Annotated in this window: 26 protein-coding genes; 16 read left to right on the top strand and 10 right to left on the bottom strand. The window is 58.7% G+C overall.

Annotation, left to right across the window (positions count from 1 at the left end):
- From ACESMB_RS06145 to ACESMB_RS06130, 4 genes are all read right to left on the bottom strand, one after another.
- The coding region (locus ACESMB_RS06145; RefSeq protein WP_372971119.1) for a PAS domain-containing sensor histidine kinase at positions 1–1476 on the bottom strand (1476 nt) is incomplete at its 3' end.
- Entirely contained in the window at positions 1454–2623 is a 1170-nt protein-coding gene (nosP, locus tag ACESMB_RS06140; protein ID WP_372971118.1) for a nitric oxide-sensing protein NosP, read from the bottom strand. The genes nosP and ACESMB_RS06145, both read right to left, overlap by 23 nt.
- A 251-nt stretch (positions 2624–2874) precedes the next feature.
- Complete coding sequence (locus ACESMB_RS06135; protein ID WP_372971117.1) at positions 2875–4002, bottom strand: porin; 1128 nt, start codon at positions 4000–4002, stop codon at positions 2875–2877.
- A 181-nt stretch (positions 4003–4183) separates the two neighbouring features.
- Positions 4184–5587 carry a WS/DGAT domain-containing protein gene (locus tag ACESMB_RS06130; protein WP_372927291.1) on the bottom strand — a complete coding sequence of 468 codons (1404 nt, stop codon included), beginning with the start codon at positions 5585–5587 and terminating at the stop codon, positions 4184–4186.
- Between the two features lie 245 nt (positions 5588–5832).
- Between ACESMB_RS06130 and ACESMB_RS06125 the strand changes: the two genes are divergently transcribed.
- Together ACESMB_RS06125 and ACESMB_RS06120 are read left to right on the top strand one after the other, a co-directional pair.
- Complete coding sequence (locus ACESMB_RS06125; RefSeq protein WP_372927292.1) at positions 5833–6756, top strand: alpha/beta hydrolase; 924 nt, start codon at positions 5833–5835, stop codon at positions 6754–6756.
- Positions 6757–6828: 72 nt separating this feature from the next.
- The gene (locus tag ACESMB_RS06120; protein ID WP_372927293.1) at positions 6829–7578 is read left to right on the top strand and encodes an FFLEELY motif protein; all 750 of its coding nucleotides are present in this window, start codon (positions 6829–6831) and stop codon (positions 7576–7578) included.
- Between the two features lie 15 nt (positions 7579–7593).
- Here ACESMB_RS06120 and ACESMB_RS06115 read toward each other — a convergent pair whose 3' ends face one another.
- Positions 7594–7872 carry a polyhydroxyalkanoic acid system family protein gene (locus ACESMB_RS06115; RefSeq protein ID WP_372927294.1) on the bottom strand — a complete coding sequence of 93 codons (279 nt, stop codon included), beginning with the start codon at positions 7870–7872 and terminating at the stop codon, positions 7594–7596.
- A gap of 114 nt (positions 7873–7986) precedes the next feature.
- Here ACESMB_RS06115 and ubiE point away from each other — a divergent pair, with 114 nt between their 5' ends.
- From ubiE to ACESMB_RS06070, 9 genes are all read left to right on the top strand, one after another.
- Positions 7987–8778: a bifunctional demethylmenaquinone methyltransferase/2-methoxy-6-polyprenyl-1,4-benzoquinol methylase UbiE gene (gene ubiE, locus ACESMB_RS06110; RefSeq protein ID WP_372927295.1), complete on the top strand. Its 792-nt coding sequence runs from the start codon at positions 7987–7989 to the stop codon at positions 8776–8778.
- The gene (locus tag ACESMB_RS06105) at positions 8778–9416 is read left to right on the top strand and encodes an SCP2 domain-containing protein (protein ID WP_372971116.1); all 639 of its coding nucleotides are present in this window, start codon (positions 8778–8780) and stop codon (positions 9414–9416) included. The genes ubiE and ACESMB_RS06105 overlap by 1 nt, the downstream gene beginning before the upstream one ends.
- Positions 9413–11062 (top strand): ubiquinone biosynthesis regulatory protein kinase UbiB, encoded by a 1650-nt coding sequence (gene ubiB, locus ACESMB_RS06100; RefSeq protein ID WP_372971115.1) that lies wholly within the window; start codon positions 9413–9415, stop codon positions 11060–11062. Before ACESMB_RS06105 ends, ubiB begins: the two co-directional genes overlap by 4 nt.
- 14 nt (positions 11063–11076) lie before the next feature.
- Complete coding sequence (gene hisI, locus ACESMB_RS06095) at positions 11077–11514, top strand: phosphoribosyl-AMP cyclohydrolase (protein ID WP_372927015.1); 438 nt, start codon at positions 11077–11079, stop codon at positions 11512–11514.
- Positions 11507–11836, top strand: coding sequence for a phosphoribosyl-ATP diphosphatase (locus ACESMB_RS06090; protein ID WP_372927014.1), 330 nt, complete (start codon positions 11507–11509; stop codon positions 11834–11836). Before hisI ends, ACESMB_RS06090 begins: the two co-directional genes overlap by 8 nt.
- A gap of 100 nt (positions 11837–11936) precedes the next feature.
- Complete coding sequence (gene tatA / locus ACESMB_RS06085) at positions 11937–12173, top strand: Sec-independent protein translocase subunit TatA (protein WP_372927013.1); 237 nt, start codon at positions 11937–11939, stop codon at positions 12171–12173.
- A 10-nt stretch (positions 12174–12183) separates the two neighbouring features.
- Entirely contained in the window at positions 12184–12639 is a 456-nt protein-coding gene (gene tatB / locus ACESMB_RS06080) for a Sec-independent protein translocase protein TatB (protein WP_372927012.1), read from the top strand.
- Complete coding sequence (gene tatC, locus ACESMB_RS06075; RefSeq protein WP_372927011.1) at positions 12636–13430, top strand: twin-arginine translocase subunit TatC; 795 nt, start codon at positions 12636–12638, stop codon at positions 13428–13430. The genes tatB and tatC overlap by 4 nt, the downstream gene beginning before the upstream one ends.
- The gene (locus ACESMB_RS06070; protein ID WP_372927010.1) at positions 13427–14146 is read left to right on the top strand and encodes a 16S rRNA (uracil(1498)-N(3))-methyltransferase; all 720 of its coding nucleotides are present in this window, start codon (positions 13427–13429) and stop codon (positions 14144–14146) included. Before tatC ends, ACESMB_RS06070 begins: the two co-directional genes overlap by 4 nt.
- Here the strand turns inward: ACESMB_RS06070 and ACESMB_RS06065 are convergent.
- From ACESMB_RS06065 to ACESMB_RS06050, 4 genes are read right to left on the bottom strand one after another with little or no spacing between them, the layout of a single operon-like run.
- A complete protein-coding gene (locus ACESMB_RS06065; protein ID WP_372927009.1) occupies positions 14143–15363 on the bottom strand; it encodes a UbiH/UbiF/VisC/COQ6 family ubiquinone biosynthesis hydroxylase in 1221 nt (406 codons plus the stop codon). The genes ACESMB_RS06070 and ACESMB_RS06065 overlap by 4 nt on opposite strands.
- Positions 15356–16636: a 2-octaprenyl-6-methoxyphenyl hydroxylase gene (ubiH, locus tag ACESMB_RS06060; RefSeq protein ID WP_372927008.1), complete on the bottom strand. Its 1281-nt coding sequence runs from the start codon at positions 16634–16636 to the stop codon at positions 15356–15358. The genes ACESMB_RS06065 and ubiH overlap by 8 nt, the downstream gene beginning before the upstream one ends.
- Positions 16637–16638: 2 nt before the next feature.
- Positions 16639–17961 carry a Xaa-Pro aminopeptidase gene (gene pepP, locus ACESMB_RS06055; protein WP_372927007.1) on the bottom strand — a complete coding sequence of 441 codons (1323 nt, stop codon included), beginning with the start codon at positions 17959–17961 and terminating at the stop codon, positions 16639–16641.
- 27 nt (positions 17962–17988) lie between these two features.
- The gene (locus tag ACESMB_RS06050) at positions 17989–18585 is read right to left on the bottom strand and encodes a UPF0149 family protein (RefSeq protein WP_372927006.1); all 597 of its coding nucleotides are present in this window, start codon (positions 18583–18585) and stop codon (positions 17989–17991) included.
- Positions 18586–18724: 139 nt separating this feature from the next.
- On the opposite strand from ACESMB_RS06050, the gene ACESMB_RS06045 reads away from it, so the two are divergent.
- On the top strand, positions 18725–19339 hold the full coding sequence (locus ACESMB_RS06045) for a ZrgA family zinc uptake protein (protein ID WP_372927005.1): 615 nt from the start codon (positions 18725–18727) through the stop codon (positions 19337–19339).
- Here the strand turns inward: ACESMB_RS06045 and ACESMB_RS06040 are convergent, their stop codons facing one another.
- Complete coding sequence (locus tag ACESMB_RS06040) at positions 19340–19894, bottom strand: DUF3299 domain-containing protein (protein ID WP_372927004.1); 555 nt, start codon at positions 19892–19894, stop codon at positions 19340–19342.
- 58 nt (positions 19895–19952) lie between these two features.
- Here ACESMB_RS06040 and ACESMB_RS06035 point away from each other — a divergent pair, with 58 nt between their 5' ends.
- The 4 genes from ACESMB_RS06035 to ACESMB_RS06020 all read left to right on the top strand — a co-directional run bounded on the left by ACESMB_RS06035 (position 19953) and on the right by ACESMB_RS06020 (position 22542).
- Positions 19953–20666, top strand: coding sequence for an ATP-binding cassette domain-containing protein (locus tag ACESMB_RS06035; RefSeq protein ID WP_372927018.1), 714 nt, complete (start codon positions 19953–19955; stop codon positions 20664–20666).
- On the top strand, positions 20663–21937 hold the full coding sequence (locus ACESMB_RS06030) for an ABC transporter permease (RefSeq protein WP_372927003.1): 1275 nt from the start codon (positions 20663–20665) through the stop codon (positions 21935–21937). The genes ACESMB_RS06035 and ACESMB_RS06030 overlap by 4 nt, the downstream gene beginning before the upstream one ends.
- A 102-nt stretch (positions 21938–22039) precedes the next feature.
- Positions 22040–22246, top strand: coding sequence for a TIGR02449 family protein (locus tag ACESMB_RS06025; RefSeq protein WP_372927002.1), 207 nt, complete (start codon positions 22040–22042; stop codon positions 22244–22246).
- A complete protein-coding gene (locus ACESMB_RS06020) occupies positions 22246–22542 on the top strand; it encodes a cell division protein ZapA (protein WP_372927001.1) in 297 nt (98 codons plus the stop codon). Before ACESMB_RS06025 ends, ACESMB_RS06020 begins: the two co-directional genes overlap by 1 nt.
- Positions 22543–22600 lie beyond the last annotated feature (58 nt).

Raw genomic sequence — 22600 nt, 5'->3', positions numbered from 1 at the left:
GGGCACGAAATCCAGCGTCAGCTGCTCCGCCATTGCCATCTGCCGGAACTCACGGGCAATATTGTTCAGCAGGTCCCGCAGGTCAAACGCCATAATGTCTGGCTTGATCACCCCGGCGTCGAGTTTGGAGATATCCACCAGGGTACCCAGCAGGTTTTCCACATCATCCAGGGACGTGCTGACCGATCGCACCAGCCCTTCCGCCTTGGGCCCGAAAGAATGTTCCAACAGGGCACTGGTGAACAGGCGGGCGGCATTCAGCGGTTGCAAAAGGTCGTGGCTCACGGCCGCCAGGAATTTGGTCTTGGACAGGTTGGCACGCTCGGCGTCCAGTTTGGCATCCCGCAGCCGGGCTTCTACCGCTGCCCGTTCATCGATTTCCTGGCGCAACTGGTTGTTCAGCCCCGTCAGTGCCGCAGTGCGCTCCTTGACCCGACGTTCCAGGTCGTCGTAAGCCTGCTCCAGTGCCAGGGCGGTTTTGCGACGGTCGGTGATATCCCGGATCAGTACAAAGAAGCCGGTCACCTGGCCCTCCTCATTGACGTCCGGCACGTAGGCACGCAGCATATACCGGATTTCTCCGGTATCGTTGGTTTCCTCGAACTCGAAGTTGACGCTGTTACCTTTTAGCACTTCCTGAATGTGGGGCAGAAGCCGTCGGTAAAGCTCCGGCTGGTGAATATCGTACAGACGTTTGCCCAGCGGGGAGTCACCGCCGCGGCCGTACCAGTCTTCGTAGACCTTGTTGCAGAACTGCACGCTCATATCAGCGCCAACATAGGCGATCAATGCCGGGACATGGTCGGTGACCACGCGTATCCAGCGTTCACTTTCCTCGAGCGCCTTTATGCGACGTGCCATTTCACTGTTCTTGACATCGGTGATGTCCGAGTACAGAACCACCAGCCCCCCTTCCCGGGTTGGCCTTTCTGTCATCTGCACCCAGCGGCCATTGGACAACAGGAACACCACGCCTTCCGAGGAGGTATTGGCATGCTCTTCCACTATCAACCCGGAACCGATCGCACGCTTCTTGACTTCGGCAATGGACGTGCCCGGCGGCGGAACCTCAAGGCCGGAGAATTTCCAATAGCTGCGGAAGCGGCTGTTGCACTGGATCAGCCGATGTTGCTGGTCGAAGAGCACAAAACCGTCGGCGATGCTTTCGATGGCATCGACCAGGCGCTGGCGGGTGGTTTCAGCTTCTTCGCGGGCGCGGTGCAGGGCCTTGTTGCTGCCCTTGAGTTCATCCATGGTCTGGTTCAGGGTTTCAGTGCGTTCACGCACCTGCTCTGCCAGCACCACGGAGTGTTCGAAAGCCGCATAGGGCTCGGGTTTGTGGGCCGAACCGGATTCTACCCTCACGATCAGGGCATCCCGGATTTTCCGGAGACGTTCGTTCTCCGCCTCCAGTTCGGCAATACGCTGCTCCCTGCTGCTCCCGGGATCAGCGTCAGTTTGAACCGTAACCGGCATCAGGCTGGCCAATCACCACCCCCGTAAACGTCTGGTTGATATGCATTCCGTCAAACTGCTCGCCATAGGTATTGAAGCCGATAACCTTGTGGTGGCGCAGGAAGTCAGACACTTCGTCCACCACACCGGTCAGCTCCGCTTCCAGGCGGCGCAGGAAACAGTCACAACCGATGGTGACCAACGGCGGCCCCACCACCCGCTCTGAAGCTTCAATCTGGGTGCGAACGCTGTCCAGAAGAGACCCGGGCTCCATGGCTGTCATCACAATGCCGGTTTCCACCGCGCAGTAGAACGTCAGGCTTTTGTCGGCATTCACCCGCTGCACCGAGCGGACAAAATAATGGCCGCCGATGCGAACCGCCATGGGGCGCAGCGCAAATACCTTGCGGTCCAGCTGATCCACTGTCACGCCAACCGCGCGGGCGTAGGCTTCAGCGGCCGGTTGCGCATTGAGTTCGTACACCGTGCGGCTCTTGGCATCAGCATGGGTGACCACCAGCTTCTCGTTCCGGGCCTCCATGTGATGGGTGGAAAAGACCCGGAAATCCAGCGCTGTGTTCACCAGCATCACCGTGGCGGCGCTGGTGTGAAACTGACCATCAAAGAAAACATGGGTGTTGGCCAGGCGTTCGTCGTCACCGGCGGAGCCACCGAACTGGGGAATGGTACCCAGGGCAGCATTGAGCGTTGCCAGCACCAACTCTTCCCGGCTCGACAGGCCATCCAGCAGGGTGATGGCAAAGGTATTACCCTTGATGGGTGCCAGTCGCGCGTCCCGACAGGTAGACAGAAGACCATCGATCACGCCCTGGGCATCCTGCAGGGTAAAGCTGTCCAGCTCGCTGATCAGCGCACAGCCGATGGAAAAATAACGGCGATCAAACCCGATAGCCGTAACGCAGCCCCGGCCATAGCCGTCCGGAGTGATTTCACCAGCAGACGTACAGCCACAAACCCGGACCCCGGAAAACACTTGCTCCAGTGCCGCGCCCAGGCGCGCCAGATCGTACTCCGCAGAACAGAAGAACAACACGCAGCCCAGGTTTTCATGGCAGAGTTGGCTGGCAAGATTGGTGGCTGCCAGCATGGGATCACGTGCGTTGGAGCTGGCTACCCTTACCGCAGGCAGCGTGGTGGCTGGCTTCATGAATGCGCGCTCCGCAACCGTGTGGCTTTCTACCGATTCTACGGCTTCTGCAAACGCAGCCAATGCGACTTCAGTGCTTTTAATGGGCGCGCCAAAATGATCGTAAGCCATTGATTAAATTACCTCCCGAATCAATGCCTGATGGCGCTGCCGGTTTGCAGGGAAGCAAACCGGCACTTTAGTCTTAGGAAAGTCTCCCGAGCACCGGGAATCCGTGCCGGCGTTCGGGTTGTGAACTCATCAATCCACCGTCAGAAAGTGATAACGGCACCCAGGGCCAGAGTGTCAAACTCTGCGGCATCAGCACCGGTCGACTTTGTGGTCTGTTCAAACATGTTGTATTCACCAACCAGCTTGAAGTTGCTGTTCACATCATGGAAAACCGCAAACGAGGTGTTCTCGGTTTCGAAATCATCCTGATCGGAGTCGGTTTCGCCATAGGAAACCACGAAGCGATTGGCACCCAGGGTGTAGGAACCCTGAACCAGATATCCATCGGCATCCTCTTCCGAGGCAAGAGTTGCGTCTGAGATCAGCACCGGTACATCGCCCTCTGAGGTAAAGCCGGATGCGGTCAGCGAGAAACCCGCCACCGCTGCTTTGAGGCCGTAGCCAAGGCCCTGGCTGTCGATCTCTGTCGTTGAATTTTCAGAGCTCTGATGTCGGCCATTCAGCCAGCCAGTTAGAGCTACACCATTCAGGTCTGCAGAGTAAGTTAACTCAGCCTCAAATCTAGGTGCTGATTGCTCACCTTGATCGGTGATATTACCGTTAGCATCTCTCGTAGTGGTTGTGTCTGCCGGTTCAAAGATACCGGCAGCCACATTCAGGCCGCCCATATCCGGAGTCCGGTAGGTAATCTGGGCCGACGGATTGGGATAGGGATAGCCAGTGCGGATGTTGCCAAAGGAAACGCCGGTTGCCGCACCCGGGGAACCAAAGCCCATGAGAATCTCGTCCAGGAAGATGTTGGAGCGGGCGTAAAGACCAAAGTCCTTACCGATCAGGACCTGACCAAACGAGCCATCAACGGTGGCATAAAGCTGGCGCACATCAATCGCAGTATCGGTGGGCGACTGCAGGCTGTCATTAATGGTGGACCAGAACGAAGACCGGCCACCAAGGGTAAGGTCACCCATCTCTTTGCTGAAGTTGAAACCGATTGTGTTGGGCAGGAACCCCATTTTGACGTCCGAATTGCGAACGTCATTCAGCTTGTCGTCGCGATTGACGTAGAACGCATTGAAGTAGCCATCCACGGAAAAGCTGGTACCGTCATCGTTGTAGAGTTCGATGGCTGCATTGGCGCCAGCACTTGCCCCCATGGCTGCGACCATTGCAATTGCCAACCCTGACTTTCTGAAATTGTTGTTGTTCATAACTCCCCCGGTTTTTATTGAATCTGGGTGTTGAGCGACGGGTGACTACCCGTGGCTCAGGCGCACTCTCTCGCCTGATTTCAATGGTCGGCGAAGCTGCAGGAGGGGAAAATGCGCCAAGGGAGCAGGTTTCCTGATCTTTTAGGAGGCGTCGGAAACAGAACTTTGGGATTACGACCTGTCAGGAGGGGAAGAACTCAAGCTCTTGCAGACAGTCGTCAAGGAAGTTTTCGGGGGCAGCCATCACGGCTTCGTCAGCGACAACCCCGAACTGGACCTGGCCGGCATAGCTGACAATGCTGACCCCAAGCCCGATGTCGCCGGCCTGGGGCACCCAGAACATCTGCTCCAGGATCCGGCAACCCGCGAGATAGCGTTGGTCCCGGGTACCGGGCACATTCGACACCACTGCACTGGCCTTGCGATAGAACAGATCCGCCACCGGCTGGCGCCAGGCTTCGGGAATAAGTGAGGCACTGCCAGCCAGCGCCCAGGACAGGCCGGGTTGCCAGCTTTTCTTGAGCTTGCGGGTCTCATGCTTGATGCGGAAAAGCCGCTCCAGCGAACTTTCACCGTCCACGGGCAAAGGCACAAAAACAGTTCCGAAGTAATTGCCCAGGGTACCGGGCTCCGGCTTTATCTCCGCCGGCAGGCGGCTGCGGATATCCACCGGCACCGCAGCATGGAGGATCGCCTCGTCCATATCGGTATTGTCTGCCACAAGTCGTTTGCGCACGGCCGAGGCAACGCAGCTGAGTAGCACATCATTGATGGTGACGCCGGTGAACGTTGCGATGCCGCGGAAACGATCCAGCGCCACCGGCTCCGACCAGCGACACTGGCGACGGCCCAGCAACGACCGTTTCAGGGACGAATCTGTATCTTCCGGTTCCACCAGGAACTGGCTGAGTTCATTGACCAGCTTCAGGCTTTTCCAGCTCGCCCGCTCCAGGGCATTGCGGCCTGGTGAGCCACCGTTGCGGCAAATATCTTCGCCTTCGCCAATCTCCGCTGCCTCCGCCCCGCCAGGTTCACTGGCCGTCAGCTCGCGCAGCCAGGCGCTGGCAGCCCGTCCCCAGCGGCCGATATCTGCCTCTTCCCGCGCACCATAGAGTACCGGAGCCTGTTGTGGAGAAGGGGGACAGAGGCGTTCAAAGATGCCCAACAGGGAAAGGCCGTCAGCGTAACAGTGGTGCATTCGCAGAAGAAGCGCAGCACCGCCCTCTGCATCGGGAAGCAGCCAGAACTTCCAGATGGGACGATAATACGGCAGGGACTGATTCAACCGGGCCGATGCCCAGTCCTGCAATGCCTTCCGGCTGAACGTGCCCGGAACCACTTCAAGGTGATGTTGAAGCGAGAATGCCGGGTCCTCTTCCCACCACCAGCCTGGTGCACGGCGCACCGGCATTGCTCTGAAACGCTCCCAGGCCAGCCAGTAGACTCTCAGAAACTCCAGGAATCGGGCCTCTGTCAGGCCTTCCACCCGCAGCATGACGGTTATCGTCATGGGATTTTCCGGGCGTTCCAGGGCCAGCCACGCTGAATCCACAGGCAACAGCAGATGCGATTCCTTTTGACTCAAACCTGTCTGTCCCCGGGTAAATGCTGCTGAAAATGAAAAGATGACCCCGCATTGTGCCAGACAAGCCCTGAAGGCTCCATATAAGGTCCTGCGTCGCGCGATTACAAAAAGTTACACGGACGTAACCTATCACCTCTATACTGGGAATAAGAATTAGTGAAATGGTTATGAGGCGGCACAACTGAGATACCAGCACCGATAAAGACTAATAACAGGTAAACACCGGGTGCTGGAGGAGAGCAATCATGAAAGCGAGCCATGTACGCAAGCTGATCAAACCGATTGAAAGCGCCTACTCCGAAATGTTTTCGGGGCGGGTCTACCGGGTTGGTACCGGTGCCGTTTCCGTTCGCAACCACAGTGGCAAGGCGGAGCAGACCGTCATCGGCGTACACGGCTTTCTGGAAAACCACTGCTATTTCACCCAGGCCTACGAAGCACCGACGACCGAGCTGATTCTGCTCACCTGCAGCAACTACCATATTCCGGTTAATGGTGTTACACCCGAGTCTCCGGACTGGGAAGTCCCCATCAAACACCTGGACGGTACCATCGAGTACGACGCCTGCATTCTCAATCAGGCGCTGGCCAACCTGCCAGGCACTGACAACATCCGCGTGCACGGCCATTCCCGCGGCGGAGCAGTGATTCTGGAAGCCATCAATCAATGGCCGGAACTGTACGAGAATGTTGAAATTGTACTTGAAGCCCCGGTACTCCCCGATGGCCGGCTTTCGGCACTGGTGACTGCAATGCTGGAACCGGTAAGCCACGGCATGTGGCCCTGGCTGATCCGCCTGATCAACAGCGCTCCTTCATCCGCCTATGGCCAGACCTTCTTTGGCAAGATGAATCCACGAAAGAAGCAGTTGCTGGGCAAGCTGTTTTCCGCAACCAGGGACCACCTGACCATCGTGCGCAACATCGAAAACCTGATGGCCTGGATGGAACGGACAGATGCCAGTGTCTACAGCAAAGTGCGGTACGGTACCTTCCTGATTCCCGCGGTTGATCGCATCCTCGACCGTCAAGCGATGCTGGCCAGTGCCCGCCAGAGCCCGACCACCATGCGCATTGTCGAAACCGAGGCTCCCAGCCACTTCATCACCCTCGACAGCAAGGAATGGGTACCCGGGTTCGAAACACTGCCCACGGCTGCTCAAGGCTGATATTGCTGCACAAAGGCTTTGGCTCCGCTAAACTGGCGCGCTTCGATAGCAGGTTGAGTGGAGCCACACCCCATGTATCGTGAGCGCCTCGTCGCTACCAGCGTCAACTCCGACAGCGCCCGCCGGCTACAGCAACTGTTGCTGGACTACCATGATTTCCGGCAGCACAAGGCCGCGCACCCCCTGCTGGAGCACACCTTCCTGCTGGCGGACTGGCAGGCGGAACGCCTGAAGGCCACCCATGAAGACCTGTACCGGCACCCCGGATACCATACCGGCCTGGAATTTCTGCTGACAGACCTTTACGCCCCCGCCGGCATGACCCGTCGCGACGACAACATCGACCGGGTATTCCCGAAAATGGTCAAGTGGCTACCGGACAACCTGCTGGACACCTTTGCCGGGCTGGTGGAACTCAACCTGATCACCCAGCAACTGGACCTGGAGCTGGCCGAACTCTGCCACCATCATGGAGTCTCTCCGGCCGCCCTGACCCGCGACGACTATTGCCAGATCTTCCGCATGAGCCAGCGCATGGAGCATCGCGAACGGCAGATTACACTGGTGGCAAAAGTCGGGAGACAGCTGGATCGCTACGTACGCAACCGCACACTTGGCTGGCTGCTGTCCATGAGCCGCGCACCGGCGGAAATGGCGGACCTGAGCGACCTGCACAGTTTCCTGCACCGTGGCTACTCGGCCTTCCGTAAAATGGATGATGTGGATCTGCTGATCGATCGCCTGGTCACGCGGGAAAGGAAAGTTATGGAAAATATCCTCAAAGGTCATCCACAGCCGTTCGACCTGCCGGAAGACCTTTGAGGAGGGAAGACCTGATCAGGCCTTCAGAATCTGGTCCAGCTGGGAGTGGATCTCCTGTTCGATCCTGGATTTGAAGGGCCGCAGCATCATTCCCAGTTCGAGATGAATATGGAGATCACTGTCGGTAATGTTCAGATGCCCCTTCACTCCGCTGCGTTTGAATCTCAGATGATCCCCTTCCCACTGATAGTTCACGTCGAACTGCCTGGACAGATCCCTGGCCAGCGTTTCCGCCGCCTGGCGGGCATGATCTTTATCAAGGGAATGGGCACAATGGACATCAATAACGGACATGGATCTGGTTTCTCCGCAAATTAAAGGACGTTTTACAGTGTAAGGCGGCATTAAACTTGTAGCCACCCCCGCAGGCGTTAGAATACGGGGTTCAGATTCTGACAGGATATTGCCATGAGCGAGCAACAACCCTCCGCCAACCAGCCGCAGCCAGAGACGCCGAAAGACGACGTCACTCACTTCGGCTTCCGTAATGTGCCCAAAAGCCAGAAAGCGGGCCAGGTAGCGGAAGTGTTTCACTCGGTGGCGGGCAAATACGACCTGATGAATGACCTCATGTCGATGGGAATCCACCGTCTCTGGAAGCGCTTTACCATCGAGCTTTCCGGCGTACGCAAGGGCCATCAGGTGCTCGACATCGCCGGCGGTACCGGTGACCTGACCATGAAGTTCTCGGACCTGGTAGGCCCCACCGGCAAGGTGGTCCTGGCCGATATCAATGCCTCCATGCTGCAGGTCGGCCGTGGCCGGCTGATGGACCGCGGCTATGCCGGCAACATCGAGTATGTGCAGGCAGATGCGGAGCACCTGCCATTCCCGGACAACAGCTTCAACGCAGTCAGCATTGCCTTTGGCCTGCGCAACGTCACCGACAAGGACCAGGCGCTGCGGGACATGGCCCGTGTGCTCAAACCCGGCGGCAAAGTCATGGTGCTGGAGTTTTCCAAGCCCACTAATCCGCTGCTCAGCAAGGCCTACGATGCCTACTCGTTTAACGCCCTGCCGTTGATGGGCCAGCTGATTGCCGGTGATTCCAGCAGCTACCAGTACCTGGCCGAATCCATCCGCATGCATCCCGGCCAGGACACCCTGAAAGCCATGATGGCAGAGGCCGGCCTGGTGAATTGCAAGTATTACAACATGACGGGCGGCGTGGTCGCACTGCATGTGGGAATCAAGCCCTGATGTTTCCCGGCCCCACCCTGCTATCCGCCATTACCGCCATCGTCGAGAGCGCCCTCAACCGCGCGCTGGAGCTGGATCCGGCCGGAAAGCAGGCGCTGATGTCGGCACTGGCAGGGCCGGTGCAGTTCTCTCTGGAGGCCGTCAACCTCACGCTGGTTCTGCATAAAACGGGAAACCGGGTCCAGGTGGCCAGCCAGCCCGCAGAATCACCGGCGCTGGTTCTATCCGGACGCCCCATGGCCTTCGCCGCCCTGGCCACCGGCGACAACCGGGTTTTCAGTGAAGGCCGTATCCGGGTTACCGGTGATACAGCCCAGGCCCACCAGTTCCAGCGCGCCATCGACCAGCTTGATCCGGACTGGGAAGCGGCCATGGCCGAACATATTGGCGATGTGCCGGCACACTTCATTGGCCAGCGTGTTCGCGGAGCCCTGAACTGGAGCCGGCAGGCGTTCAGATCCCTGAACGCCAATATCGAAGAATATATCCACGAGGAAAGCCAGAGCCTGCCCGGTCGCCGGGAGCTGGAGGCCACCTTTGAGGATATCGACCGGCTGAACCTGCAGGCCGAGCGGCTGGAAGCAAGAATCGAACGGCTGGAAAAACCTCATCAAAAAGACCAACCGGAGACGCCGTGACCCGCCTGCAACGCCTTTTCCGCATTGCCTGGGTATTCTGCCGTTACCGGCTGGATATTTTTCTGCCGCTTGCGGAACTGCCTCTCCCGCTGAAACTGTTTTTCCTGCTGGCACCCTGGCACCTGTTCCCGCAACCAAAGCTCGACAGGGGTGACCGGCTGCGCCTGGCCTTCGAGGAACTGGGGCCGGTGTTCGTCAAGTTCGGCCAGATTCTCTCTACCCGCCGTGACCTTCTGCCCGACGACATGGCGTTTTCCCTCAAGAATCTTCAGGACCGGGTGCCGCCATTCCCTGGCGAGGTAGCCCAGGGGATCATCGAAAAATCCCTGGGCGCGCCGGTGGAAGAACTCTTCGCAGAGTTTAACCGCGAGCCCATGGCCTCCGCTTCCGTAGCGCAGGTTCACGCCGCCACCCTCAAAGATGGCCGCGAGGTGGTGGTCAAGGTGATCCGCCCCGGCATCGAACGGGTCATCCGCCAGGATCTGGCCCTGATGTACATGATGGCGGGTCTGCTGGAACGGTACTGGTCAGAAGGCCAGCGACTGCACCCGGTGGAAGTGGTGGCGGATTACGATTCCACCATCCACGACGAACTGGACCAGCAGCGCGAAGGTGCCAATGCCAGTCAGTTGCGCCGCAACTTCGAGAATTCCTCGCTGATCTACATTCCGTACATCGACTGGGACTACACCCGCAAGTCAATCCTGGTGATGGAGCGTATCCACGGCATACCTATTGCCGATATAGAGGCATTGCGGGAAGCCGGAGTGGACCTGAAAGTGCTGGCAGAGAAAGGCGTCGAAATTTTCTTCACCCAGGTGTTCCGTGACAGCTTTTTCCACGCCGACATGCACCCCGGCAACATTTTTGTGGATGTGAGCAACCCGGCAGACCCCAGATACATTGCCGTTGATTTCGGCATCGTTGGCACTCTGGCTCCGGACGATCAGAGCTACCTGGCCCGCAATCTGTTGGCGTTTTTCCGTCGTGACTACCGCCAGGTGGCGGAACTGCACATCCAGTCTGGCTGGGTGCCACCGGATACCCGGGTCAATGAATTCGAGGCTGCCATTCGCACTGTCTGCGAGCCCATTTTCGAGAAGCCGCTGAAGGACATTTCCTTTGGTCATTTCCTGTTGCGTCTGTTCCAGACCGCACGGCGCTTCAACATGGAGGTTCAGCCACAGCTGGTGCTGTTGCAGAAAACCCTGCTCAACGTGGAAGGCCTGGGGCGCCAGCTCTATCCGGAGCTGGACCTGTGGAGCACGGCACAACCCTTCCTGGAGACCTGGATGCGAAAACGCATCGGCCCTTCCGGCCTGATCAAGTCCCTGCAATCGCACCTGCCGGCATGGCTGGAACAGTCACCGGAGATGCCGCAACTGGTCCACGACGCACTGGTACAACTGCGAAACTCGGGCTCCAACGAGCAGGCCAGCCAGGCGACACTGGAACTCATCCGCGAAAATCGCGTCCGGGCTGACAGGCGCTGGCGCAGAGGGCTGGCGGCAGCGGCACTGGCAGGAGTCGCCTGGCTGAGCATCGATCACGACCTTGCCACCCTGGCCCAGACCATGCCGGTCCACGGTTGGGCATTGCTGGCAGCCGCCACCTGGCTGGTTGCCAGCAGTGGACGTAATAACTGACGGACGTCATATAAATGCAAGATTCAGAAGCTAGAGTCAGGACGCCTGACTGGTTACACGAAATCCGCTGGAATGCAGACGGGCTGGTGCCCGCCATCGCCCAGGATGCTGCCACCGGCGACATCCTGATGATGGCATGGATGAACGCAGAGTCACTCAGGCTGACCGCCGAAGAAGGACAGGCGGTTTACTGGTCCCGGTCGCGGGGGAAACTGTGGCGCAAAGGGGAAACCTCGGGCCATCAACAGGTGGTTGTGGAAATCCGGCTGGACTGCGATGAAGACGTGATTCTGCTCAAGATCGAACAGAAAGGCGGTATCGCCTGCCATACCGGCCGACGCAGCTGCTTCTACCGCAAACTGGAAAACGGCGAATGGACAAGCACGGATCCGGTACTCCGTGACCCGGACGCGATCTACGGAAAAAAGCAGGGAGAAAACAGCAATGAGTGACATTCTGGAACAACTGGCCCAGGTACTTGAAGCCCGAAAGCAGGCCGACCCGGAAACCTCCTACGTTGCCAGCCTGCATCAGAAGGGCCTGAACAAGATCCTCGAGAAGGTCGGGGAAGAGTGCACCGAGACACTGCTGGCGGCCAAGGACGCAGAGCACTCCGGCGATACCCGTGACCTGGTCTGTGAAACCGCCGATCTCTGGTTTCACAGCATGGTGATGTTGTCGCGCCTGGGCCTGGGGCCGGAGGACATCCTTGAAGAACTGGCCAGCCGTTTTGACCTCTCGGGCCTGGAAGAGAAAGCCTCCCGGAGCCAATAACCGGGATGGTACCGGTAATACCTCTGAAGAGGGTTTCCGCATGCACCCCGATGTGACGTACAATCAACCATGACAGAAACATTGAAACGAGGGTCCCGGCATGGGCATCAGTATCTGGCAACTCCTAATCGTACTCGGCATTGTTATTCTATTGTTCGGAACCAAAAAACTCCGCAACATCGGTAGCGATCTGGGTGGCGCCATTCGTGGTTTCAAGAAATCCATGAACGATGAAGACAAGAAAGACGCAGACCCGGACGCTATTGAAGAGAATGCCGACGCCAAGCCTTATGAGGCCGGCGCCGAAGATAAGCCACGGGACAAGTCCCACAGCTGAGACTGGCTGAATGTTTGATATCGGCTTTGTCGAACTGCTGATCTGCGGCATTATCGCGTTACTGGTGCTCGGCCCCGAGCGGCTTCCGACAGCAGCCCGGGCAGCCGGGCGCTGGATCGGCGGTGCCCGTCGCATGGTCAGCCAGTTTTCCTCGGAGCTCGACCGCCAGCTCAAGGCAGAAGAGTTGAGGGAGGAGCTCCGCAAGGCCGGCGACGTCGGCCTGGACGATGTCCAGAAATCGGTTCGTGGCGCCCTGGATGAGGCCAAGAAGTACGAGCACCTGGTACTTTCCGACGAAGACAAACCCAAACACCGGCCCGCGCCCGCCACCCGGCGTGTTGCCGAACAGAAAGAGCCTGAGACAGAGCCGGAGCAGGATCCCGCATCAGCCAGTGGATCAGGACATTCGTCCATGGATGAAGACACCCCGAAACAACAGGACAGCGCGCCGGAAAATCGTTCATGACCACCCAGCCTGACGGCAAAAACACACAAGGTTCCGACGACACCCAACCGGAAATGCCGCTGGTCGAGCATTTGCTGGAGCTGCGGAACCGGCTTCTGAAAATGGTACTGGCGGTGATTATCTGTTTTGCCGCCATCTACCCGTTTGCCAACGAAATATACCTGCTGATCTCCCAGCCCCTGCGGGACCTGCTGCCCGTCGGGCAGACCATGATCGCAACAGACATTACCTCGCCATTCTTCGCACCGCTGAAACTTGCCCTGGTGCTGGCGGTTTTCGTCGCCATACCGGTCATTCTCTACCAGCTCTGGAGCTTCATCGCGCCAGGGCTGTATGCCCATGAGAAGAAGCTGGCATTTCCGCTGCTCTTCACCTCGGTCATTCTGTTCTACCTGGGCGCAGCGTTCGCCTACTTTGTGGTGTTTCCCCTGGTTTTCGGCTTTTTTACCGCCATTGGCCCGGAAGGCATTGTCGAGTTACCGGACATCACCAGTTACCTGAATTTCGTGCTGAAAATGCTCTTCGCCTTCGGCATTGCCTTCGAAATACCCATTGCCACCATCCTGATGATTCTTACCGGTGCCACTACTCCGGAAGATCTGGCGGCCAAGCGGCCCTACATTGTCGTAGGCTGCTTCGTGATTGGCATGATGCTGACTCCACCGGACATCATCTCCCAGACCCTGCTGGCCGTACCCATGTGGCTGCTGTTCGAGATGGGCATCCTGTTTGGCCGGCTGGCCCGGCGCGAAGTGAAAGAACAGGACGCCACGGAAGCTCCCGGCGAATGAACCTGGCGTTGCTTTTTGCAGAGGACTTCGCCTCTGCAGACCGGGCCGTGCTGACCGGCCGCCGCCTGGCACACCTGCATGCTGTACTCAAGGTGGGCGAGGACGATCTGGTGCCGGTGGGCTTGGTGAATGGTGATATCGGCACCGGCCGCGTCGTCCAGCTCACCGGCTCGAAGGCTGTCCTTCAGGTGTCGCTGGCCGAACCACCTCCTTCACCACTTCCCCTCACACTTGTTCTGGCCATGCCGCGGCCGAAAATGCTCCGCCGGGTACTGCAGACCTGCGCCTCCATGGGGGTCAAGGACATATGGCTGATAAACAGTTACAAGGTGGAAAAGAGTTTCTGGCAGACGCCCTGGCTGTCGGAGGAAAACCTTCGTGAGAACCTGGTGCTTGGCCTGGAGCAGGCGCGGGATACCATTGTGCCCCGGGTACACATCCGCAAGCTGTTCAAACCGTTTGTGGAAGATGAACTGCCGGCGTTGCTTCAGAATACCCGCGCACTGGTGGCGCATCCAGGCACCGACAGTCCCTGCCCGGTTCATATCAACGGGCCTGCGACGCTGTGCATAGGCCCGGAAGGCGGTTTCATACCCTACGAAGTGGACAAACTGATTGAGGCAGGCTGTGAAGCTGTGCACCTGGGCGGCCGAATTCTCAGGGTGGAAACTGCTGTGCCGGTTCTGGTCAGCCGTCTTTATGACGCTTGTGGCTAATCCAGCCCCATGGCCTCCGCGGCGATGCGATTCTTGACCGGACCAAGCTGGTTCAGCCAGCGCATTCCGGTATTGCGCAACCATCTTACAGAGAGCTCATCCCGGCCAAACAACTGCTTGAAGCCTTCCATGGCTGCCATCATGGCAAGATTTTCACCCTTGCGGCGACGCTGATAGCGAGCCAGAACCAGGTGGTTATCGGGATCGATGCCCGCCTTTCTGGCCCGGCCAAGCTCCTCCAGCAGGGCACGGACATCACCATACCCAAGGTTAGCGCCCTGGCCCGCAAGGGGGTGGATGGTATGGGCCGCGTCACCCACCAGAGCGAATCCGCTGGCGATGTAATCCTTGGCGTGGCGCTGGCGCAACGGAAACGCGTAACGGCGAGACACTACCTCTACCGTCCCCAACTCGCGCTCGATGGCGCTTTCAAGTTCTGCCCTGAAAGCATCATCATCCAGCGCCATCAGGCGACCTGCTTCTGCAGTATCCTGGGACCAGACGATCGAACAGAAATGTTCGTCGCCGGATTCTGTCGATAACGGCAGAAACGCCAGTGGCCCGGTGGGCGAAAACCGTTGCCAGGCGGTAAATCGGTGGCTCTGGGTGGTTCGCACCGTACACACCATTGCCTGCTGGTCGTAATCCCACTCCCGGGTTGGCAACCCCACCCACTGGCGCAGGCGTGAATGGGCGCCATCAGCCGCCACCACGAGTTTTGCGGCCAATGTGCGGCCATCTTCAAGGCGAATACCGCGTTCGTGCTGATCATGCCACCAGGCTGTCACCTTGACGCCATCGACCAACTCAACGTCGCTGGCGGTCAGGGCAGCGAACAACGCCCGTACAATCCGGCGATTCTCGATGATAGTGCCAAGCGCCGGAGCCCGGAGCTCCGCCGCCTCGAACCGAATGCGCCCGGTACCGTCACCATCCCAAACCGTCATGGCCTGGTAGGGGCAATGGCGACCGGCCGAGATTTCCGACCAGACTCCCAGCTGTTCAAGCAGGCGCTGGCTGGCCAGTGAAATGGCACTGACGCGAGGATCAAAATCTTCCACACCGGAGGCGACCGCTGATTTCTCCAGCAGTGTCTTGCGGTCACTGCCCTCTACCAGCCCGACATTCCAGCCCTGCCGCGACAGCCCCAGGGCCAGGGCAGAACCCACCATGCCGCCACCTACCACGAGGATGTCAAAGCGTGTTTGTTCACTCATGGTTGTTGTGTTCCGTAATAGCGGTACCGGAGGCACGAATATCAGCCCTGCGCCCGCCCAGGCCCATGGCTTTGCGGGCAAACCAGCGCTTGGCGCCGGGCAACAGATCCAGCCCCATCAAACCGGCGTCGCGGGCAGTCGTTACCACCGGCAGGTGGGTGCCGAACAGTCGAATCAGGGAATCGGAGAACCGGACCGTCTGCTGCCAGTCCTGCCGATGACGTGCCTGATAAGCTTTCAGAACCTGCAGGCTGCCCAGTGGTTGTTGCTGTTCTGTTGCCATCCGGAACTGCTCCACCAGCGCCATCAAACCTCGCAGGGCAAGATTGAAGCCCTGTCCGGCAACCGGGTGCAGGGTGTGGGCGGCGTTGCCAACCAGAACAACGCCGGGGCGGACCGATTCGTCCACCGTTTTCAGGGTCAGTGGGTAATGGCTGCACTCGCCAATGCGGGTAAACCGACCCAACCGCCAGCCAAATCGTTGTTGCAGTCGCTGACACTTGTCCTCATTGCTGAGGGATAACAGATCGTCCAGTGCGCCGCTGTCCAGTGTCCATACCAGGGCCGCCGTATTTCCCGCTCGCCTGGGCGAACCATGAGGTAGCAGTGCCATCGGGCCGGCATCGGTGAAACGCTCGTAGGCAGTATAATTGTGGCTGCTGGAAGTAGACACATTGGCAATCAGCGCATGCTGGTCGTAGGCCTGTTCATCAACCCGGAATCCCAACTTTTCCCGCAGCCCGGAACGGCCACCGTCGGCGACGACCAGGCATTGCCCGGTCAACTCCCGCTCACCATTTTTCGAACCCAGAGTGACCCGGACACCGTCCGGCAACGGCTGCATGTCTGTCACTTCGGCCGGTGCCTCCCACACCACGCTGGTCTGGAGCAGTTCCCTCATCAGGCAAAGCCCCATCCAGCGGTTATCCGCCACGTAACCCAGGGCTTCCTGCTGGTGATCGGCGGCATCGAGGCGAGTGGCGCCAAAGTGACCACGGTCCGACACGTGAATATGGCGAATGGGGGTGGCGTGTTCCGATAACCGCTGCCACAGCCCCAACTCCTCGAAAATCAGCCGCGAACCCCATGCCAGCGCCGTTGAGCGGGCATCGTAGCTGGGCTGATAACTGTCCGGGAGTGCCTCCGGAGACAGTGGAAATGTCTCCACCACGGTCACCCGCAGTTGCGGCAGGGTGCGCGCGAGCGCCAGTGCCAGTGTGGCACCTGCCAAACCTCCGCCGGCAATGATGATATCGGTATCGTGCTTGATCACGGTCACTCTGCCATCAGGGCTTCAATTTCCGGGATGGTTTTGGGGACGGCATCGGTCAGTACCCGGCACCCCTCTTTTGTCACCACCACATCGTCTTCTATACGAATACCAATGCCCCGCCATTTTTCGTCCACGTCGGTATTGTCCGGCGCCACATACAGCCCCGGCTCGACGGTCATCGCCATGCCCGGCTCCAGCTGCCGCCAGGCATCGCCCACCTTGTAGTCGCCCACGTCGTGCACGTCCATTCCCAGCCAGTGGCCGGTGCGATGCATGAAGAAGGGCTTGAACGCCTGCTCCTCAATGGCCTGCTCTACCGTGGTGTCCTTCAGCAGGCCAAGGTCAATCAAACCCTGGGTAAGCACTTTCAGTGCTGCCTGGTGGGGGTGGTCCCAGTGATTGCCGGGATGGACTTCGTCAATGGCCGCGTACTGGGCAGCCAGAACCACCTCGTACAGGGCGCGCTGTTCATCACTGAACCTGCCGCTGACGGGGAAAGTGCGGGTTATATCGGAGGCGTAGCAGTCCAGTTCACAACCGGCATCAATCAGCACCAGGTCGCCTTCCTTCAGCGGGGCACTGTTTTCAATGTAGTGCAGGATACAGGCATTCTGGCCGCCGCCTACGATGGATGGGTAGGCGGTGGAACGGGCGCCGTTTTCCATGAAGGTATGGATCAGTTCCGCTTCAAGGTTGTACTCGAAACCGCCCTTGCGGGCACGTTTCATGGCCCGCTTGTGAGCCTCGCAACTGATTTCACCGGCCCTGGCCATTACCTTTATTTCAGCTGCACTCTTGTAGAGTCGCAAGTCATGAAGCAGGTGCTCCAGGGCAACAAACTCGCCGGGAGGGTGGGCGCCGGAACGCACCTTGCTGCGGATAAGCTTGACCCAGTCCATCACTTTGGCGTCGAAATTGTGGTCCTTGCCCAGCGGATAATACACCCGGCTACGGCCTTCAATCATGCCTGGCAGGATGTCATCGATATCGGAGATCGGGAAGGCATCGTCCAGGCCGAAGGTTTCAATGGCACCTTCCTGGCCGGCCAGGAAACCGTCCCAAAGCTCTTTCTCGGGATTTCGTTCCTTGCAGAACAGCACTGACTCGCCATGCTCACGGCCCGGAATCAGCACCAGAACCGCATCTGGCTCATCGAATCCGGTCAGGTAATGAAAGTCGCTGTCCTGCCGGAACGGGTGCAGTACATCCCGGTTTCGTACCCGTTCCGGGGCGGCGGGCAGAATGGCAATGCTGTCTGGCGCCATCCGCTCCATCAGCCGGCGGCGGCGTTCATTGAATTCCTTGACGGGTATCAGTGAGGCCATGGTTTCTCCCACAGTTTGTAGCGTTGTTCAATGCAGCGTTGGCGTTTTGGGTGATGGCTTTTCCGGCGGATTGAACTCGGTAAACACCGCAAGCGCACCCAGTCGCACGTACTCGACAATCTCCATCAATTGCTGTTCGCTTTCTTCATCCGGCTCGTCATCGTCCGCTACCTGGCTGATGGCCACAAGGTCCTCGATCAGCTCACGGATCTCATCCGGTGCCTCGCCCAGGGCCTCTCCGGCGGACAGCGCCATGCCTTCAAGGAAGCCTCGCACCCAGGAGGTCAGTGCTTCCAGGCGCTGTTCAATGGCATAGTCGTCATCCGGCAACAGTGGCTGAAAGCTCATATCCGTGGCCTTCATAAGTTCCAGGGTCTGGTCGTAGGCGAACGCCATAAATTCCCGAAGCTCGTCTGATTCATCCGTTGCGGCAGGCGGCAGGCCCATATGCTCACAGACCATTGCCAGCCACTCTTCCTCTTCTATACGAGAGCCGGCAGCCAGTCGGCCACATAAAGCACCGTGAAGTTCCGAAGGGTGGCTGAATGCCTTGTGGGCAGTAAACACATTTGCCCAGCGCTCGAAAGCAACGGCGCGGGCGTTAGAGGTGTCAGTTTCGGACATGAAACGGGACGATCCTGTATCAATGAGTGAAGGCTCTATCCTAGCATTCAGCCGATATTAAGGCACTTGCCCTCTTGATTCCGGCGAAGGAAAGAGTAAATTATGTTATAACATATCAATACTAGATGGAGTGCCTTCCATGCCAATCCAGACACCTGCCACCGCCAGGGAAAGGGCAAACTGCCCTCAGCCGCTTCTGGCACTGGGCTGCCTGCTTGCAGCTCTCACCCTTCCGGTACACAGCTACGCCGCTGACAACCCCGGAGTCCACGAACATGGCCACGCCCGGTTGCAGATTGCAGTGGAGAACAACAGCATTGACCTGATGCTTGCCTCTCCCGCCTATAACCTGGCCGGATTCGAACACGAAGCCCGCACGGATGAGGAAAAAAACCGATTGTCAGAGATCAACCAGTGGCTGAACAACACTCCGCTGGTGAATACGGAAGCTGCCGGCTGCCGGGTAAACGCTGCAGCTGTCGAGCTTGGCGGGGAGGGCCAGAAAGAGGATCATGGCCATCACGATGAACACCATCATGACCACGATGATCACACCGGAGAAACATCCCATCGCGAGTACGATGTGTCGCAACAACTGGAATGTGATGACCTCGGTGCGAGTCTGACCCTTACCTCAGCACTGATGGAAAAATTCGAAAACCTGGAAGAACTCGCCGTCGAATGGGTAAGCCCGTCCGGTCAGGGCAGCGCCAGGCTGAACTCCTCCAACCGGGCATTCACCATCAACAAGTGATCAGTAGACGTTGTCATCTTCGTAAGGCGTTACGTTCTCCGCAACAATTGAATAGGAAGATTCGGCGACGTCGTTCTCGGTTTTCTCGATCTTCAGAGTGCCCTCAATCCAGACCGGATCGTAAAGCGCTTCAAGGGTGAATCCCTCCTCGTACTTTACGTGAATGATCTGGTTGGGAGGGGGCGGCGGCACATGGATGCAGGCGCCGTAGTAAGGCACCAGGAAAAACTCGCGAATGCGCATGTCATCGCTGGTGTCCAGTGGTACCACGAAACCGGGGATACGCCCGGAGCGGCCATCCATTTCATCGACGGTCCGGCCTGTCATGATCTCGTCAGGCAGGGCTGCAGGGCCGTCCCCTTCGTGGCTTACTTCTGGCATATTCTCCAGCAAATTGAGATCCTCGGCAGGCATCAGTTCCAGCCAGTCGATCTCATCAGAGGATTCTTCCGCACTGGCAGTCGTAACGAGGCTGAGCGAAAGGGCCAGAATCAGGGCCAACAGGGGAATGGCAAACTGCATTCGTTGCGCTCTGTACTCCAGATCATGAAACATATAACGAATTACTCCTGCGACAATTCGGGAATCATACACCGGAAAACAGATGCCTGACATGACCAGCCAGACAGATTCGCCGGCGGATAGTTCCGCCACCACCCGGGAGGCCCTGCGGGTCAGCCAGCTGACATTCCGCTGGGACCAGACCCAGCCGCCGATCAGCTATCCCGAAATCACCCTGAAAACCGGCGAGCATCTGTTTCTCAAGGGGCCCAGTGGCAGCGGCAAAAGCACACTGCTGAGCCTTCTGGGCGGCCTCATTATCCCTCACACCGGCACCGTCACTCTGCTGGGCACCGACCTGTCCGGCCTGACCAGCGGCCAGAGAGACAGGTTCCGGGCCGACCACATGGGTGTGATCTTCCAGCAGTTCAATCTGGTGCCCTACCTGACCACTCTGGAAAACGTAACACTGCCCTGCCGGCTTTCCCGCAAACGCCGCAAGCGGGCGCTGCCCATCCCGGAGCAGGAGGCCGAATCCCTGCTGACTGCCCTGGATATTCCGCAGAGTCACTGGCACCGCAGGGTGACCGGGCTGAGCGTGGGCCAGCAACAACGGGTGGCAGCGGCACGGGCACTGACCGGTGGTCCGGAACTGATCCTGGCAGACGAGCCCACCTCTGCCCTCGACAGCGACAACCGCGATCGCTTTATTGAACTGCTGCTGGGACTGGCTGCGGAGAAACACGCATCCGTGGTTTTCGTCAGCCACGACCAGAGCCTGGCGGAACGGTTTGACCGCCAGCTGGCCCTGGAGGTGAGCCGATGAATCTGCGGCTGGCGATTTCACTGGCGATGTCGAGCCTCTGGTACCGTCGCAGGGTACTGGCGCTGGTCACACTCACCCTGACGCTAAGCATCACCCTGTTGCTGGGCGTGCAATACCTTCGCACCGAGGTAAAACAGACGTTCACCAACACTATCTCCGGCACGGACCTGATTGTTGGCGCCCGCAGTGGCCAGCTGAATCTGTTGATGTACACCATCTTCCATATCGGAGACGCCACCAATAACATCCGCTGGAGCACCTACCAGTCTCTTGAGGAGGACCAGCGCATAGACTGGCTGGTGCCCATTTCCCTCGGTGACAGCTACCGCGGGCACCGGGTTGTGGGAACCAGTGAGCAGTTTCCGGAGCACTTCCGTTACGGCCGTGATCAGAAACCCGAACTGCTAGCGGGTGAATGGTTCAGCGATGTGTTTGATGTGGTACTCGGATCGCAGGTGGCGCGCGAGCACGACCATCAACTGGGTGATGATATCGTTCTCTCCCACGGAGGCGGTCGCACCAGCTTCTCGAACCACAAGGAAACCCCGTTCACCGTCACCGGTGTGCTGGCGCCAACGGGAACACCGGTGGACCAGGCGGTTTACGTCAGCCTGGAAGGCCTTGAGGCTATCCATATCGGCTGGGCATCCGGAGTCGCCATACCCGGCCGTACCGTGACTCCCGAACAGGCGCTGGAACGGGATCTGACACCAGACAGCATCACCGCTGCCCTGGTGGGAATCGAACGCAAGGTGCTGACATTCCAGGTTCAGCGCGAAATCAACGAGTCACGGGAGGAGCCACTTTCCGCCATTCTGCCGGGGGTGGCACTCAGCGAGCTATGGCGCATCATGGGGCAGTTCGAAACCGCCCTTCTGGGCATCACCGGCTTTGTGGTCGTCACCAGCCTGATCGGACTTGTTGCAGTGCTACTCACGCTACAGGTGCAGCGCCGGCAGGAAGTCGCCATACTCAGGGCCACCGGCGCTTCACCGCTGCTGATCGCCGCTCTTCACGTGATCGAATGCGTGGTCCTGGCCCTGGCGGCCTGCGTGCTTGCAGTATTGGCTGGCGCCGCCGGTATTGCCGCTATCAGCCCCTGGCTGCTGGAAACCTGGGGCATCCAGATCGGCCTGCGACCGCTGACCGGGGTTGAGTGGCTGATCATTACCAGCGTACCCTTTGCGGCCTTTCTGGTGGGACTGATTCCGGCGCTTCAGGCCTGGCGCGGCAGCCGCAAACAGGGGCTGGGGCATGTGCTTCCAGAGTGACGGCCGCCACGCATCACGGGCCATGACATCCCTGTAAATTGACCAGCTTGCAGTCCACACTTATAGTTAGTTCACTTCTCTGATACAGGCGTTGGACGACTCATGGAACAGTCCGAACTACAGGCATTGGCGGAAAAGCTCGACAGACTGCTCGAGCACTGTCGCAAACTGGAACGTGACAACGCAATGCTGCGCGAGCTGCAGGACGACTGGAATCGCGAGCGAGCGCAACTGATGCACAAGAATGATCTTGCAAAAAACAAGATCGAAGCCATGATAGGCCGCCTGCGGGCCCTGGAGCACCACTGATGCCACAGCATCCGACAACCGTCGAAGTCAAGATTCTCGACAAGGAATACCTGGTCGCCTGCCCCGAGGAAGAGCAGAACGCTCTCTTGCAGGCCGCCAGACACCTGGACACCAAAATGCGGGAAATCCGCTCCAGTGGCAAAGTCTTCGGCACCGAGCGCATCGCGGTGATGGCCGCACTGAACATCACCCACGATTTGCTGGAGCGGGATACCATGTCCAGCGCTGCCAGCTCAATCCTCAACGCCATGGACGAGAAGCTGGATACGGCACTGAAAGAATCCTCCGGTAACTAAGCATTACACACAGATCCGATTCAGGTGTTGCAATCAGCCCCGGCAATGCCCGTATAAT

The sequence above is a fragment of the Marinobacter sp. genome, assembly GCF_041686475.1.
Lineage (GTDB): Bacteria > Pseudomonadota > Gammaproteobacteria > Pseudomonadales > Oleiphilaceae > Marinobacter.
This window is presented reverse-complemented; position numbering and strand designations above follow the sequence as displayed.